General features: G+C 58.4%; 11 protein-coding genes. 7 read left to right on the top strand and 4 right to left on the bottom strand.

The window, feature by feature from the left end; genetic code table 11:
* Positions 1-16 precede the first annotated feature (16 nt).
* From KZO34_RS14825 to KZO34_RS14835, 3 genes are all read left to right on the top strand, one after another.
* A complete protein-coding gene (locus KZO34_RS14825; protein ID WP_219477621.1) occupies positions 17-1,231 on the top strand; it encodes an ABC transporter substrate-binding protein in 1,215 nt (404 codons plus the stop codon).
* A 105-nt stretch (positions 1,232-1,336) separates the two neighbouring features.
* Entirely contained in the window at positions 1,337-2,224 is an 888-nt protein-coding gene (locus tag KZO34_RS14830) for a branched-chain amino acid ABC transporter permease (RefSeq protein ID WP_219477622.1), read from the top strand.
* A gap of 2 nt (positions 2,225-2,226) precedes the next feature.
* Complete coding sequence (locus tag KZO34_RS14835; RefSeq protein ID WP_219477623.1) at positions 2,227-3,222, top strand: branched-chain amino acid ABC transporter permease; 996 nt, start codon at positions 2,227-2,229, stop codon at positions 3,220-3,222.
* A gap of 226 nt (positions 3,223-3,448) precedes the next feature.
* On the opposite strand, the gene KZO34_RS14840 is transcribed toward KZO34_RS14835, so the two are convergent.
* Positions 3,449-4,243: a bestrophin-like domain gene (locus KZO34_RS14840; protein WP_219477624.1), complete on the bottom strand. Its 795-nt coding sequence runs from the start codon at positions 4,241-4,243 to the stop codon at positions 3,449-3,451.
* Between the two features lie 156 nt (positions 4,244-4,399).
* On the opposite strand from KZO34_RS14840, the gene KZO34_RS14845 reads away from it, so the two are divergent.
* The 3 genes from KZO34_RS14845 (at position 4,400) to KZO34_RS14855 (ending at position 9,653) form a co-directional block, all read left to right on the top strand.
* Positions 4,400-5,221: a hypothetical protein gene (locus KZO34_RS14845; RefSeq protein WP_219477625.1), complete on the top strand. Its 822-nt coding sequence runs from the start codon at positions 4,400-4,402 to the stop codon at positions 5,219-5,221.
* 152 nt (positions 5,222-5,373) lie between these two features.
* On the top strand, positions 5,374-6,555 hold the full coding sequence (locus tag KZO34_RS14850; RefSeq protein ID WP_219477626.1) for an efflux RND transporter periplasmic adaptor subunit: 1,182 nt from the start codon (positions 5,374-5,376) through the stop codon (positions 6,553-6,555).
* On the top strand, positions 6,552-9,653 hold the full coding sequence (locus tag KZO34_RS14855) for an efflux RND transporter permease subunit (RefSeq protein ID WP_219477627.1): 3,102 nt from the start codon (positions 6,552-6,554) through the stop codon (positions 9,651-9,653). Before KZO34_RS14850 ends, KZO34_RS14855 begins: the two co-directional genes overlap by 4 nt.
* Here the strand turns inward: KZO34_RS14855 and KZO34_RS14860 are convergent.
* From KZO34_RS14860 to KZO34_RS14870, 3 genes are all read right to left on the bottom strand, one after another.
* Positions 9,650-11,275, bottom strand: coding sequence for a phytoene desaturase family protein (locus tag KZO34_RS14860; RefSeq protein ID WP_219477628.1), 1,626 nt, complete (start codon positions 11,273-11,275; stop codon positions 9,650-9,652). The genes KZO34_RS14855 and KZO34_RS14860 overlap by 4 nt on opposite strands.
* A 19-nt stretch (positions 11,276-11,294) precedes the next feature.
* Complete coding sequence (locus tag KZO34_RS14865) at positions 11,295-11,912, bottom strand: TetR/AcrR family transcriptional regulator (RefSeq protein ID WP_219477629.1); 618 nt, start codon at positions 11,910-11,912, stop codon at positions 11,295-11,297.
* Between the two features lie 106 nt (positions 11,913-12,018).
* Entirely contained in the window at positions 12,019-13,212 is a 1,194-nt protein-coding gene (locus tag KZO34_RS14870) for a hypothetical protein (protein WP_219477630.1), read from the bottom strand.
* Between the two features lie 246 nt (positions 13,213-13,458).
* Here KZO34_RS14870 and KZO34_RS14875 point away from each other — a divergent pair, with 246 nt between their 5' ends.
* Positions 13,459-14,415, top strand: coding sequence for an adenosine deaminase (locus KZO34_RS14875; protein ID WP_219477631.1), 957 nt, complete (start codon positions 13,459-13,461; stop codon positions 14,413-14,415).
* Positions 14,416-14,501: the final 86 nt, after the last annotated feature.

The following is a 14,501-nucleotide window of genomic DNA, read 5'->3' on the forward strand; positions in this document are numbered from 1 at the left end:
TAGCGGAGATACAACAATGACAATGATGAAAAAGCTTCTGACCACAGCCGTTGCCTCAGCCATGCTGGCCAGCGGTGCCCAGGCCGCCGTTTCAAACGATACCGTCAAGATCGGTTATCTGGCGGACATGTCTGGTACCTACCGGGACCTGGCTGGACCAAACGGCCTGAAAGCAATGGAAATGGCCATTGCCGACTTCGGTGGCAAGGTGAACGGTGCCAAGATTGAAGTCGTCAGCGCCGATGACCGCAACAGCGCAGACGTAGCGTCTTCTACCGTGCGTCGCTGGGTTGAGAACGAAGACGTCGACCTGGTTGCCGGCCTCGTAGCCTCTTCTGTTTCTATCGCCGTGAGCGACATCCTCGAAGAGAACGACAAGCTGGGTATCATTTCCGGCTCTGCGGCCTCCAGCATCACCAACGAACACTGCACCCCGAACCACATCCACTACGTGTATGACACCTATCCGCTGGCCAACGGTACCGCCAGCGCCGTGGTCAAAGAGGGTGGCAAGACCTGGTACATCCTGACCGCTGACTATGCCTTCGGCCATGCCCTTGAGGGCGATGTGTCCCGAGTGGTCAAGGAAAACGGCGGGGAGATCATCGGTACCCTGCGTCATCCGTTCCCGACACCTGATTTCTCCTCGTTCATCCTGCAGGCCCAGGCCTCCGGTGCCGATGTGGTTGCCCTGGCCAACGCCGGTGCTGACACCACCAACGCGATCAACACTGCCAGTGAATTCGGTGTGACCCAGTCCGGCCAGACCCTGGCTGCGCTGCTGCTGTTCCTGACCGACGTCAACGCGCTGGGTGTTGAGGCCGCACAGGGTATCCAGCTGACCACGGGCTGGTACTGGGACATGAACGACGAGGCCCGTGAGTGGTCTGACCGCTTCATGGAAGAGACCGGCGTACGTCCGACCATGGTTCATGCCGGCGTTTACTCCAGCACCATGCAGTACCTGAAAGCGGTAGAAGCGACCGGTTCTGACGACGCTCAAACCGTGCGCAAGCAGATGATGGACACCCCGATCAACGACATGTTTGCGACCAACGGCAAGATCCGCGAAGACGGCCGGATGGTGCACGACATGTACCTGGCCGAGGTGAAAACGCCGGACGAGTCCGAGAACGAGTGGGACCTGTACAAGATTCTGCGCACCATTCCCGCAGATGAAGCCTACCGTCCGCTCTCCGAGAGCAAGTGCCCGCTGGTAACCAGCAAGTAAGAGCGTAACCCCAGGGGACTCTCCGGCCGGCATGGCCGGCGAGTCCCCGGAATCTGCAACGACGGTTTCAGGTAAAACGTCCGCGCTGCTTTTGGAGTTAGCAACATGTCCATGATTTTCGGTGTCCCCCTTGCGGTGCTGTCTGGTCAGCTTCTGATCGGGGTCATTAACGGCGCATTCTACGCGCTGTTGAGTCTCGGGTTGGCGGTCATCTTCGGCCTGCTCAAGATTATTAACTTTGCCCATGGGGCGATGTACATGCTCGGTGCGATGGCCACCGTCATCCTGTTCGACGTTCTGGGCGTCAACTACTGGGTTGCGCTGTTCATGGCGCCACTGCTGGTTGGTGTGGTCGGGGTGATCATCGAGTATTTCCTGCTCCGCCGCATCGCGGGCCAGGATCATATCTACAGTCTGTTGCTGACCTTCGGTATTGCCCTGCTGCTTCAGGGTGTATTAACGAACATCTATGGCGTGTCTGGCATGAGGTATTCCATGCCGGACCTGTTCAAGGGCGGGATCAATCTCGGTTTCATGTTCCTGCCGTACTACCGGGCCTGGGTCATCGCGATTGCCCTGGTTGTCTGCTTTGGCACCTGGTTCATGATTGAAAAGACCAAGCTCGGTGCCTACCTGCGTGCCGGCACGGAAGACGCCCAGCTCATGCAGGGCTTCGGTATCAACGTGCCACTGCTGGTGAGCCTCACGTATGGCTTTGGCGTCATGCTGGCGGCGTTCGCCGGGGTCCTGGCTGCACCGATCTACTCGGTGACGCCGGTTATGGGCTCCCACATTCTGATTACCGTGTTCGCGGTTGTCGTCATCGGCGGTATGGGCTCCATCGGTGGTGCCATTATCACCGGTATCCTGATGGGGGTAATCGAAGGGCTCACGAAAACCTTCTATCCGCCTGCTTCATCCGCGGTGATCTTCCTGGTCATGGTGGTGGTTCTGATGTTCCGGCCTGCAGGCCTGTTTGGTAAGGAGGCGTAACCATGAGCCAGTCATTCAATCCGGCCGACATTCAAAAAGCCATTCTGGAACAGCAGAAGATCGAGGACCGCAAGAAAATGCTGCTCAACGGCGTGCTGGTCCTGCTTCTGGTGGCGGCACCGTTCGTCATGTACCCGGTCTTCCTGATGAAGATCCTGTGCTTTGCACTGTTCGCGGTGGCCTTCAACCTGCTGTTTGGTTTTACCGGACTGCTGTCCTTCGGCCATGCCGCGTTCCTGGCAACCGGTGGTTACACTACAGGGTACCTGCTCAGCAACTACTCGGGCCTGACCACGGAGGTGGGTATTCTCGCGGGTACCGCGCTTGCCACCGTGCTGGGTCTGGCGTTTGCCCTGCTGTCGATCCGTCGCCAGGGCATCTACTTCGCAATGGTCACCCTGGCGCTGGCCCAGCTGGTGTTCTTCTTCTTCGTGCAGTCGGAATTCACCGGCGGCGAGGATGGCATGCACGGCATTCCCCGGGGCCACCTGTTCGGGCTGATCAACCTCGAGAACAACCTGAACATGTACTACTTCGTGCTGGCGGTGTTTCTCGGTTGTTACTTGCTGGTTCAGCGGATTGTCAGCAGTCCTTACGGCCAGGTACTCAAGTCGATCAAGCAGAATGAGCCCCGCGCGATATCTCTTGGCTACAACGTGAACCGTTACAAGGTGCTGGCCTTTGTGATCTCTGCCGCCCTGGCGGGTCTGGCCGGGTCAATGAAGTCGGTGGTGTTCCAATTGGCGTCCCTGAACGATGCCCACTGGCACATGTCGGGCGAGGTTATCCTGATGACACTGGTCGGTGGCATGGGGACGCTGCTCGGGCCTGTGGTTGGTGCCACCTTTGTGGTGAACATTGAGTACCAGCTGTCCCAAGGCGCGTTGAGGGATTGGGTCGACCCGATCCTCGGTGGTATCTTCATTGTGGTGGTGCTGGCCTTCCGCAGCGGTATCGTGGGTGAAATCCAGAAGTTCGTGAAGAAAAACCTGGGCTAGGTTGTTGCCAAAGCAATCCTGAAAGGCCGCTCTCCGGAGTGGCCTTTTTGTTTTTGGCCTGAAGTAATCACTGCCATCGCCAATCACCTTATCGGTTACGCTGTAACTATGGATAGAGTCGGCAGGAGTGAGCGATGGACAGAGTTGTCATAGTGACAGGCTTTTGTCGATGTTTGCGGCGGGAAATAGCAGCTGCCAGGCAAATGCGTTCAAACTTGTAAATCCCTCAAGTCTCCCCGGCGTCGGTTGTTATCGACTGCTGCAAGTCAATGATTGGTTGCTGATTTACGGTGACCAGGCCGCTGCGGGGGCGTTCGAGATCCAGGAGCAGAGTAATCACGGCGCCTAATACCACAATCATTCCGATCGCGGTAAGCGGGCTGCGGCGGCCCGTGAGGCCGGCACTGTAACCCACCATGGCCAGGGTGAGGACCGAACTGGCCAGCAGGAGCAGGAGTACCGTGCCGGGTAAACGCGCGTATATTCCTGCGGTCAGCCTGGATTGATGAATGTCGATCAGTTCATTAAGTGATTCAATGTAAAGTGCCAGAATGTCCGATTCAGGCATCGATTTGGCAAGACGCTCGGCGATGGCCCAGAGTTCATTGTGCAGTTCAAGGGACCGGTTGATTCTATCGGGCACATCTTGCGGGTCGTTTAGCACGATCCTCAATGGGACGTATTCATCAAGAAGGGCTCGAGTCTCTGACGCCTCGTTTTCAGGCAGAAACCCGGCTCGGAGATAGGTGGTTCCGATGACATTTGCTTCGGTTAGGACCATGACGCGGCGGGTATCAAAACGGTCCGAGGCCATGCCCATGGTCACCGCCAGCAGGAATGCCAACAAACCGAGAAGGGAGCCGACGATCATGTTCGTGGGACCTTCTTTGTCACCCGGGGTGCGAAATTGCCACCAGCGACCGATCCGGTACCCGCATTCTGCAACCACCACAGTGATGAGTATAAAGGAGAGAAAAAAAGCCTCAATGGACAGCGAATCCAGCCATTCCTGATAGCGCATTTTTTATTCACCCCCCAATAACTTCACTGAGTATAGCCACCTTTGATCATCTGTCAGGTAAGTGTCAGGGGCTTGGTCTTGCCGTAGACGGTCGTCAGTTGCTGGTCTAATCTTTTCATACCTCTTGTGGGGCCCCAGGGTCGGGGAGGCCGCTCCGTGAAGACGTTATCCGAATCCTTTCGAACGCTGAGCATATTGGTGCTTGCGGCGTCTATTTTCTATTTTGGCTACGCCGTGATCCGAAGCGCCGACCGGATATCCGAGGGCCTTCAAAAGGCATCCGAGATTGTCGAGTCGGTCAAGCCCGCGGTTGAGCTGGCGCCGGAATTTCTGGACGAGGCAGAAAAATTGAGATTCCTGGCCGGAGATGCCCTCAAAGAAACGGAGGCAGTACGATTGCTGATGCCCTCCGTGTTGCAGGAATCCGGGAAAATTCGCGCTGAGGTAGCCTCGGTTCGTTCTCTTGTGCCCCAGGTACTCGCCGAACTCGAAGCCTATAGAACCGTCATTCCGTCCGTGCTGGAGGAAAGCCAGAATATCCGCCAGACCATTCCTCCGACCCTCAATCGGGTCGAAAAAATAGTGGCGAATGCGAACGAGATCGCGTCCAGTGCCGGTGAAAATGCGTTTACCAACGTCATCACCGGGATTATAAAAGCGCCGATCAACCTGCTTGGAAATGCAGCACAAGTGTTGGTGCCTTCAGACGTTAAACTGTCGGACGAAGACCGTGCCAGGCTGGAGAGTCGGCTACAGGCCTTCCTGAATACGGCAGAAGTTGGGGATTCGGAGGAATTTGTGACCTCCGATGGTTCGATCACGGGTCGATTTGAATTGGTTTCGGATTCGTTCGAGGGTGGCGAATCCTGCCGGATGGTCGCGCTCGACAGTTTCAAGAAAGGTAAACTGCTTAGACATGAGGAACTGCAGATTTGCCGGAATGGCGAGGGCAGGTGGTACCTGACAAACATGGAATAAAAGCCGGCAGTGAACCGATCGATTCTTCCTCAGGACAGACAGAACTCCTGTGCTCTCCCGTTATCCACGCTTTTCGAGCCTATCGACTAATCTAGGAAGTAGCTCTCTGAATTCTTGTGGTATGTGAGTGTATCAAAGAGGGAAAGGAATCGATGGCCAGCTCTTTTGCTCGTAAGGAACGCGTTCAGCATCTTCCGGTTTTTGTCCTGACCTTGATCGTGGTTGTGGGGTGCTCAGAGTCCCCCGAGCCACCGCAGGCCGAGCCGCCGTCGGTATCCGTGGTGGTGGTCGAGGATTCGGAAGTGCGACCATCCCGTGAATTCGTGGCGAGGACTGCTGCCTCAGCGAAAGCTGACATCACCGCCCGGATTGAAGCCGAGATACGTGAGATCCTGTTTGAAGAGGGGGCTCGGGTAAGCCAGGGCCAGGTGCTGCTCCGTCTTGAAGACACGACGGCCAGCGCCAGCCTCAAGCAGTCGGAGGCCGAGTTGGCCGCCGCCAGGGCAGAGCTGGAATCGGCCACCAAGAACCTGCGGCGAGGCGAGGAGGTGGCCGGCAAGGGATTTTTGTCCGATGCTGACCTGGACAAGCTGAAGGACCGTTTCAATGCTGCCCAAAGCCAACTGCAATCTGCAGAGGCTGCCGTCGATAAAGCCAGAACCAACCTGAATTACGCAGAAATTCGCGCGCCTTTTGATGGCTGGGTCGGCAAGCTCAACTTTGACGTGGGTGCGGTGGTGAACCCTTCGAGTGGTCCGATTACCGAGGTCTTGGTCACTGACCCCATTTACGTTCAGTTCGAGGTAAATGAGGCGGATTATGTCGCATTCCGTCGGGCTAACTCCGGTTCAACGCGGGACATTGCCAGCCAGCTGACCTTGTCGCTCACCTTGCCCGACGGTGAAAGCTATGACCAGAATGGTGTCCTGGATTTTACCGACGTGCGCACGGAAAGCAGCACCGGCACCGTACCCATTCGGGCCGTCTTCCCGAATCCCCGTTCGATACTGCTGCCTGGGCTCTATGTGACGGTCCTGATCCAGGGGCAGTCTGGTGAAATGCACGCGCTCGTGCCACAAATGGCGATCCAGGAAACCATCGAGGGCACGTTCGTGCTGTTGATAAACGACCGGCAGGAAGTGGTACAGCGCTTTGTAACAACTGGCCCACGCCGCGGTTCGATGATGGTGGTGCAAAGTGGCCTGGAGGCCGGGGAGCGGGTGATCGTGGAGGGATTGCAGAAGGTCCGGTCGGGGACCACTGTGAATCCGGTACGGAAATGGATCGATCCCCAAACCGGCGCGCTCAGGGAGACCGAAGAGGCTGATCAATGATCAGCAGCGTCTTTATCCAGCGGCCAAAGTTCGCGTTTGTCATCTCAATACTCATCACCCTGGCGGGATTGATGGCCTTGCGGCTCCTGCCGGTCAATATGTACCCGGACATGGCGCCACCTCAGATCCAGGTGACCGCCACCTTGCCGGGCGGTAGCGCCCAGGTGGTGGAGGAGGCCGTCACCCGCCCCATCGAGCAGCAGCTCAACGGTGTGGAGGACATGATTTACATCGAGTCCACGGCGTCGAGTGAGGGCACGGCGACCATCACGCTGACCTTCGAGAGTGGCACCGACACGGATATTGCCCAGGTCAACGTTCAAAACCGGGTCGCGCTGGCGGAACCCTTCTTGCCCGATGAGGTCCGGCGACAGGGCGTCGTGGTCAGCAAGCAGTCCGGCAATATGTTGCTGGGGATCAACCTGACGTCCGAGCGGCCGGACCTGGACGGCATTTTCCTCAGCAACTACGCCTCCAATAACCTGGTGGAAACCCTGGGACGAGTCCCTGGCGTGGCGTCAGCGGAGGTCATGGGCGCCAAGGACTACAGCATGCGGATCTGGCTTGATCCGCGGCGCATGGCCTCTCTCGATGTCACTGTTGCGGACGTCGCTGCCGCAATACAGGAACAGAACCAGATCGTGGCGGCGGGCAAGCTGGGGCAGGCGCCGGTGCCCGAGGGACAGCAGTTTGTCTACACCATCCAGAGCAAGGAGCGGCTGTCGGACCCCGAAGAATTCGGCCAGATGATCATTCGGGCCAGGCCGGGTGGGGGTTTTCTGCGGCTTCGGGATGTCGGGCGCATTGAGCTGGGTTCCCGTTCCTACACGTCCACTGCAAAGCTCAACAATCAGGACACCGCATTCGTAGTGATCTACCAGTTACCGGACGCCAATGCCCTGGATGTTGCGGAACAGGTGAAACAGGTGGTGAAAGTGGCTGCCACCACCTTCCCGGACGGCGTCTCCCACTCCATCCTGTACGACACCACGGAATTCATTACCCGCTCCATCGACGAGGTTATCATCACGCTCTTCCAGGCGGTCGGCCTGGTTATCCTGGTGGTGTTCCTGTTTCTGCAGAACTGGCGCGCCACGCTCATACCGTCCATTGCGATTCCGGTCTCCCTGATCGGGACTTTCGCCGTGATGGCAGTTCTCGGATACTCCATCAACACCATCACCCTGTTCGGTCTGGTGCTGGCGATCGGGATTGTGGTGGACGACGCCATCGTGGTCATCGAAAACGTCGAGCGCATCCTTCAGGAAGGTAAGTTGCCGATACGGGACGCGGTCACCAAGGCCATGGCGGAAGTAACCGGGCCGGTGATTGCAACCACCCTGGTGCTGCTGGCGGTGTTCGTGCCCGTGGGCTTCATGCCCGGCATTACTGGCACGCTGTACCAGCAGTTCTCGGTGACCATTTCCGTGGCCGTGATTATCTCGTCCATCAACGCGCTGACATTGAGTCCCGCACTCTGTGTCTCACTGTTGGGCAGAGGTAACCAGTCCATTGGCTGGCTCAAACCGTTCGAGCAGGCCATCACAGTGGGCACGCGGGGCTATTCGGCGGTGGTCAGCCGACTGCTCCGCAAGAGCGCCCTGGTGGCCGTGGTCGTGGTTGCGGTGCTTGCGGGCATGGTGGGCCTGTTCAAGTCCGTTCCAATGGCGTTCGTGCCACCGGAGGACCAGGGCTTCCTGTTTGTGGATGTGCAGTTGCCGGATGCCTCGTCGCTGGAGCGGACCGATGCGGTGTTGGCCAAGGTCACCGACCTGGTGTTGGAGGATCCCGCCGTCACTGATTTCATTTCGGTCTCCGGGTTTTCTTTGCTGGGTGGCAGCGGCTCCAACAACGGCCTCGGCATCGCGATGCTCAAGGACTGGGAAGAGCGAGAAGAGCCGGAGCTGGGGCTTCGAGCCATTTTGCCACGGTTGTATTCCGGACTGTGGGCCATTTCAGAAGCCCAGGTCATGGTATTCAACCCGCCCCCGATCCCCGGCCTGGGAACCTCATCGGGTTTTGACTTCCGGCTACAGGACAACCTTGGGCGAGACGTGTCCGAATTGGCCCAGGTGATGAACGGCCTGATCTTCGAGGCCAACCAGCGCAGTGAACTTTCGAGGGTCTACAGTACCTATCGCGCCAATATTCCCCAGTATCTGTTGGAAGTAGACCGCAACAAGGCCAAGGCGCTGGGCATCCAGTTGTCGGATATATTCTCTACCCTGCAGACCCAGCTCGGTTCGCTGTACGTGAACGACTTTACCCGCTTCGGCAAGAACTACCGAGTGTTGTTGCAGGCGGAAGGTCAGTTCCGGCAGCGGCCTGAAGACCTGTCCCACTATTTCGTTCGCAACCGTGACGGTGGCATGGTGCCTCTGACCACGCTGGCGTCGCTTCGCCCGGTACTCGGGCCGTCAAGCATCCAGCATTTCAACCTGAAGCGGTCGGTGACGATCTCCGGTGAAGCCGCCGCTGGCTTTGCCAGTGGCGATGCCATCGGCACCATGGAGGCGCTGTCGGCGAATCTGCCACAAGGCTACGAGTTCAGCTGGGCCGGCCAGAGCCTGCAGGAAATCCAGGCCGGGAATCTGGCCGTGGTCATCTTCCTGCTGGCCATCGTCTTCGTCTACCTGTTCCTGGTGGCCCAATACGAAAGCTGGAGTCTTCCGGTTGCGGTCATCGGTGCCGTGCCCATGGCCATCTTTGGCGCCATGACGGGGCTCTGGCTGGTGGGGCTTGCCAATAACATCTACGCCCAGGTTGGACTGGTCCTGTTGGTGGGGCTATCGACCAAAACCGCGATCCTGATCGTGGAATTCGCCATGCAGCTGCGGCAGTCGGGGCTGAGTGCCGAAGAAGCCGCCAACAAGGCCGCCGTCCTGCGTTTCCGGGCGGTATTGATGACGGCGTTGTCCTTCGTGCTCGGCGTGCTGCCGCTGGTGCTCGCCAGCGGGGCAGGAGCGGCCAGCCGCATCAGTCTCGGTATCACTGTGCTGAGCGGCATGGTGATGGCCACCATTCTTGGCACGCTGCTGGTGCCGATTTTCTATAAATGGATCCAGTCGCTGCGAGACCGGCGGTCACAAGCCTCCTAGCCGACAAACATTCGCTTGGCCAAGGGCAGCCCTTTCAGACCGCTGACGGCAATCGTCGTGAGCAGGCCGCCGATCATGGCGCCTACCACGCCGCAGGTCATCACATCCTGGCCAGTCAGGTAGAGGCCGGGAATGCGGGTCTTCGGCTTCAGCCAATCCTGCTCGAAGCGGTCCGGGGTGTGGTTCAGGCCGTAGATTTCGCCCTTGCTGTAGCGGCAGAAGTAGTCTGTCGACAGCGGCGTGGAGAGTTCGTAGTAGTCCACCTTGCCCTCCAGATGCGGGAATTTCTCGTACAGCTTTTTCAGCAGACGCTGGGCATAGGCTTCTTTCTCGGCCTCGTAGTCCTCACCGCGCTTACCCCAGGTTTTGTCGGCCCACTGGGCGTACCATTCGTAAGGGCCCGGGGCCACGATCTCGATGGTTGCGCGTCCCGGATAGCGTTCCTCAAAACTCGGGTCCTTGGCGGAGGGAAACGAGATGTAGGTCAGTGGAATGTCAGCGGTCTCGGGTGACGCCATGAAGTTGCTGAGATTCTTTTCGTAGTTCGGGCCGGGATAGATCCAGTAATTGGTCTTTGGTAGTCCCAGATTCTCCGCCGTATCCTTCAGGCCGATGTACAGGCAGTTGCTGGCCATGGAGCGTTCGACCGTTTGCAGCTTCTGCTGGTAGTAATCCTTTTCTGGCGCCCCGTCCGGCAACAGTTTTCCGAAAGTATTGAACACGCCGGCGTTGCTGATCACCATGGGTGCCCGCACCTCCTCGCCGTCCGCCATGCGCACGCCCACAGCCTTGCCTTTGTCGATCAGTATTTCCGTGACATCCGCGTAGGTAAACACTTCTCCGCCACTTTGCTGGATAACCGGAATAATCGTCTTCGCCATCTCCGACGCCCCGCCGATGGGGTAGTAACCGCCATACAGGTAATGCCGGGCGATCAGGGCATGGATGATGAAGCTGGACTCAGCCGGCGGGAGACCATTGTCGCCCCACTGGCCAGCAAGTACGGCAATCAGTTCCTGGTTGCTGGTCAGGCTCTCGAGGACTTCCCGGGTGGTTTTGTTGAGATAATCCGGTGTGGCCTTGGTGACCAGTTTCCGCAAAGGGCCGCTGGCCATATCCGGTAGCACTTTACCCACCACCAGGCCGGGCATGGCCTTGGCAACCTGCTTGAGATAATCCAGGTAGGTGTCGATGGCCTGCTCTTCGCCGGGAAACGCCGTTTTCAGTTCCGCCTTGAAGGCGTCCGGCCCGGCCACCAGATCAACGTGGCGGTCGCCGATGAAGATCCGGTCGTAATGGTCGTCCATCGGAGCCCACGACAGTTGGCCATCGGTGATGTGGTCAAACAGGCGCTTGCTCAGGGTATGGTCTGCGCCCATGTCGCCAATGTAATGCACACCCACGTCCCATTCATAGCCATTGCGATCGTAACTGTGGGTGAAGCCGCCGGCGGTGTAGTGCTGCTCGAACACCACCACTTTCTTTCCGAGTTTGCTCATGCAGGCCGCGGCGGTGAGACCGCCGATGCCGGAGCCAATGACGATGGCGTCGTAGGGGCCCTCCAGGCGATTGGCTCGATAACGGCGACCGACTCGGATGGTGCTGGGTTTGGGGCTGCTCATAGTGCGGGTCCTTGCGTGTTTATTGTTGGGTACTGCTTCTGGAACCGTCCAGCAGAAGGGTGAGGACCCCTTCTGCCAATTGCGGTTCCGCCTCGGCCACCGGTAAATGGCCATCAATGGTGAGTTGGGACAGCCCATGGACCAGCGACCAGGCCGCAGCCGTCATCAGTGCCAGCGGCACAGGTTTCAGGTAACCGACTCGCTGAGCCCGGGCGATGGTGTCTTCCAGTACCTGGAACGCACCTTTGCCGGCTGCGTCCAGGCGAGGATGAGTGCCCCGGGGCAACACCCGCCCGCCAAACATCAGCCGATACAGGTTGGGTTCGTCCTGGGCAAAAGATACGTACACCAGGCCAATATCAATCAGTGCCTGCCGCGGATTGGATGAGCCTACCGTCAGCAATCGCTCACGTAACACCTTAAAACCGCTGACTGCGAGTTCGGCGAGCAGGCTTTCGCGATCAACGAAATGACGGTACAACGCCGGGGGGCTGACCCCGATTTCCTTGGCCAGTGCCCGTAAGCTGATGGCCGCGTCGCCATGTTCGCGCACAATTTCGAGGGCCAGACGATGCGCCTGCTGCGGTAGGTCGCCGTGATGGTAGGGGGCTTGCCGGGTGGTAACAGGTTGAGCCATCAAGTTAACGCCGGTAACAATGTTAACGACGATAACATCACGTTGAACAAACGCCGTCAACGCTTTTTTAGCGGATGTTCAGGCTGGCTTCGGTGGTTCACGCCGATCAGGAAGAAATCCCGAAAATTGCGATGATAACCATCGCCAGGCCGACCGCAAGGATGCCTGCGAATTTGGGCCACTCTTTATGGCGGCCGGCCAGGAGTAGCGCGATGAGGCACTGGAGCGCGAAGAAAACCGCGAAAACGCGGGATGCAGCAGCGACAGCCGAAAGCACGTCGGTAACCAGAACCACTGCGATCGCCCCGGCAGCGAGCAGCGGGAAGGTAACTCGTAGAGGTAGCCGGTTACCGGAGATCTCCTCCAAGACATGAGAACGGGAGGATATCGCATTCACCGAGGCGGAGGCCTGGCTTCCAATCGCCAGGGCCAGAACCAGCCAGGGGAGTACCGGGCTTGCCACTTCTGCAATCTGGAGGACCGCCGCCTCCGTTGGCTCAGGGCGGACCTCCGCAAACAGGAGGAGCGTCGATAACGGGAAGAGAACGAAAACAACAGAGGCGATAATCTGTGCCTTCCGCATGGTGCTGATACGCAGTTCGGCACTGTATTCCGAGGAGAGATAGCGAGAGGCTTCAAACCCCTGGACGAGCGCGAAGAAACCGAGGATCTGGCGTCCGCCTTCGATGGTTAGTTCTGGCCGGTAATCGGGTAACGACCAGTTTCCCGCCAAGGCTACTTCGAGGTTGTACGCCAGGAATGCGACGATGATCGCGCCGACGGCGGCGAGGTTGAAAGCCGTGGTCCGCTGGCCCATCTGGTTAAGCTTGCCCAGGCCATGAAAAAAGCCGATGCCGCCAAGGGCCAAAAGCGAAACAACAGCGATGATCGTCGGAAACGCAGCAACGCCGGCGAAAGGGAACGGGTAGATAATGGCCGCACCCATCAGCTGCAGGTAGTAAGCGACGTTTACAACGCTCGCTAGCACCAGCGCCCACTGGGCAATGTGTTCAATGTTATGCAGGAGGCCCTTCTGGCCGGAAACTGGCTCGAACCGGCGAATGTTGTAGCGGATCACCCAGCCCATCGCGAAGCCGAGCGCGCAGAGTCCCGCCATGGCCAGGCCTGAGGCGAGCCCGGTTATATGCACGATAATCGGGGTCATAGCAACGAACCCGATATCCATGATGTTGGCGAGCGGGACCACTCCGGCCTGGTAAGCCTCGGAATTTTGCACGCGTTTCGAGTAAAGCCGCCAGCACAGGATAACGAGGGTGACGATCGCCAGTAGAGTGACCATAGGAGTGAATCGGCTCTTCCATTGAAGCTCAACATTGAACGCCGGTCCTGGCACTTCGAGCCGGCCCCGATGACGTGACGACCTCCTGCGCAATTTAAAACATAGCAGAGCCGTGCGTGAAAGCGAGACGGCGGAATCAAGAATTCGGCGAAGCGAAGCTCGATTCATGATTCTTGTCTTTGGAGGGGTTTACAGGAATGCCTCCATCCTCTAAGGAGTAATTACCCGTTAATGGAGGGAAACCCTATGTCTGTTGACCTGAACGCCCTGAAAAAGGCCGAACTGCATATTCATCTCGAAGGCAGCCTGGAACCGGAGCTGATGTTCCGGCTGGCCCAACGCAACGGCATTGCGTTGCCATATGACAGCGTTGAGTCGCTGCGCAAGGCCTATGATTTCGGCAACCTGCAGGACTTCCTGGACCTGTATTACAGTGGCGCGCAGGTGCTACTGCGGGAAGAGGACTTCTACGACCTGACCCGTGCCTACCTTGAGAAGTGCCGCGCCCAGAACGTGACCCATGTTGAGCCATTCTTCGATCCCCAGACCCACACGGACAGGGGCGTTGATATGGCAACGGTGGTCAACGGAATCACCCGGGCCCTGAAAGAGGCGAACGCCGAGTGGGGGCTGAGTTACGGGCTGATTCTGTGCTTTCTACGGCACCTCAGCGAGGATGAGGCCGAGCGAACCCTGGATGCGGCGCTGCCATTTCGGGATCACTTTATCGGGGTGGGGCTCGACAGCAGTGAAATGGGCCATCCGCCTTCCAAGTTCAAGAACGTCTTCGCCCGGGCCCGCGGACTGGGCCTGCTTCCCGTGGCCCACGCCGGTGAGGAAGGCCCGCCCGAGTACATCTGGCAGGCGCTGGACGAACTCGGTGTCGTGCGGGTCGACCACGGCGTTCGCGCCACCGAAGACCCGGCCCTGATCGAACGCCTGCGCAAGGACCAGATCCCGCTCACGGTTTGTCCGTTGTCCAACATACGCCTGAAGGTATACGACAGTCTCAAGCAGCACCCGATCCTGGACCTGTTGGAGGGTGGCCTGAAGGTAACCGTCAATTCCGACGACCCTGCCTACTTCGGGGGCTACATGACGGAGAACTTCGAGGCATTGCGGAAGGATTTGGGCATGACGGACGATCAGGCTCAGCGGCTTGCTCAAAACGGTTTTGATGCGGCGCTGGTACACACTTCGTAAATTGCATTCACGGTAAGCCTGACCGGCGGCGGGTGATCGATATATGATGGCACCTGAATGACTTTACGGGTGCTGTTCTTGCTGTC

The organism is Marinobacter sp. F4206 (assembly GCF_019392195.1).
Lineage (GTDB): Bacteria > Pseudomonadota > Gammaproteobacteria > Pseudomonadales > Oleiphilaceae > Marinobacter.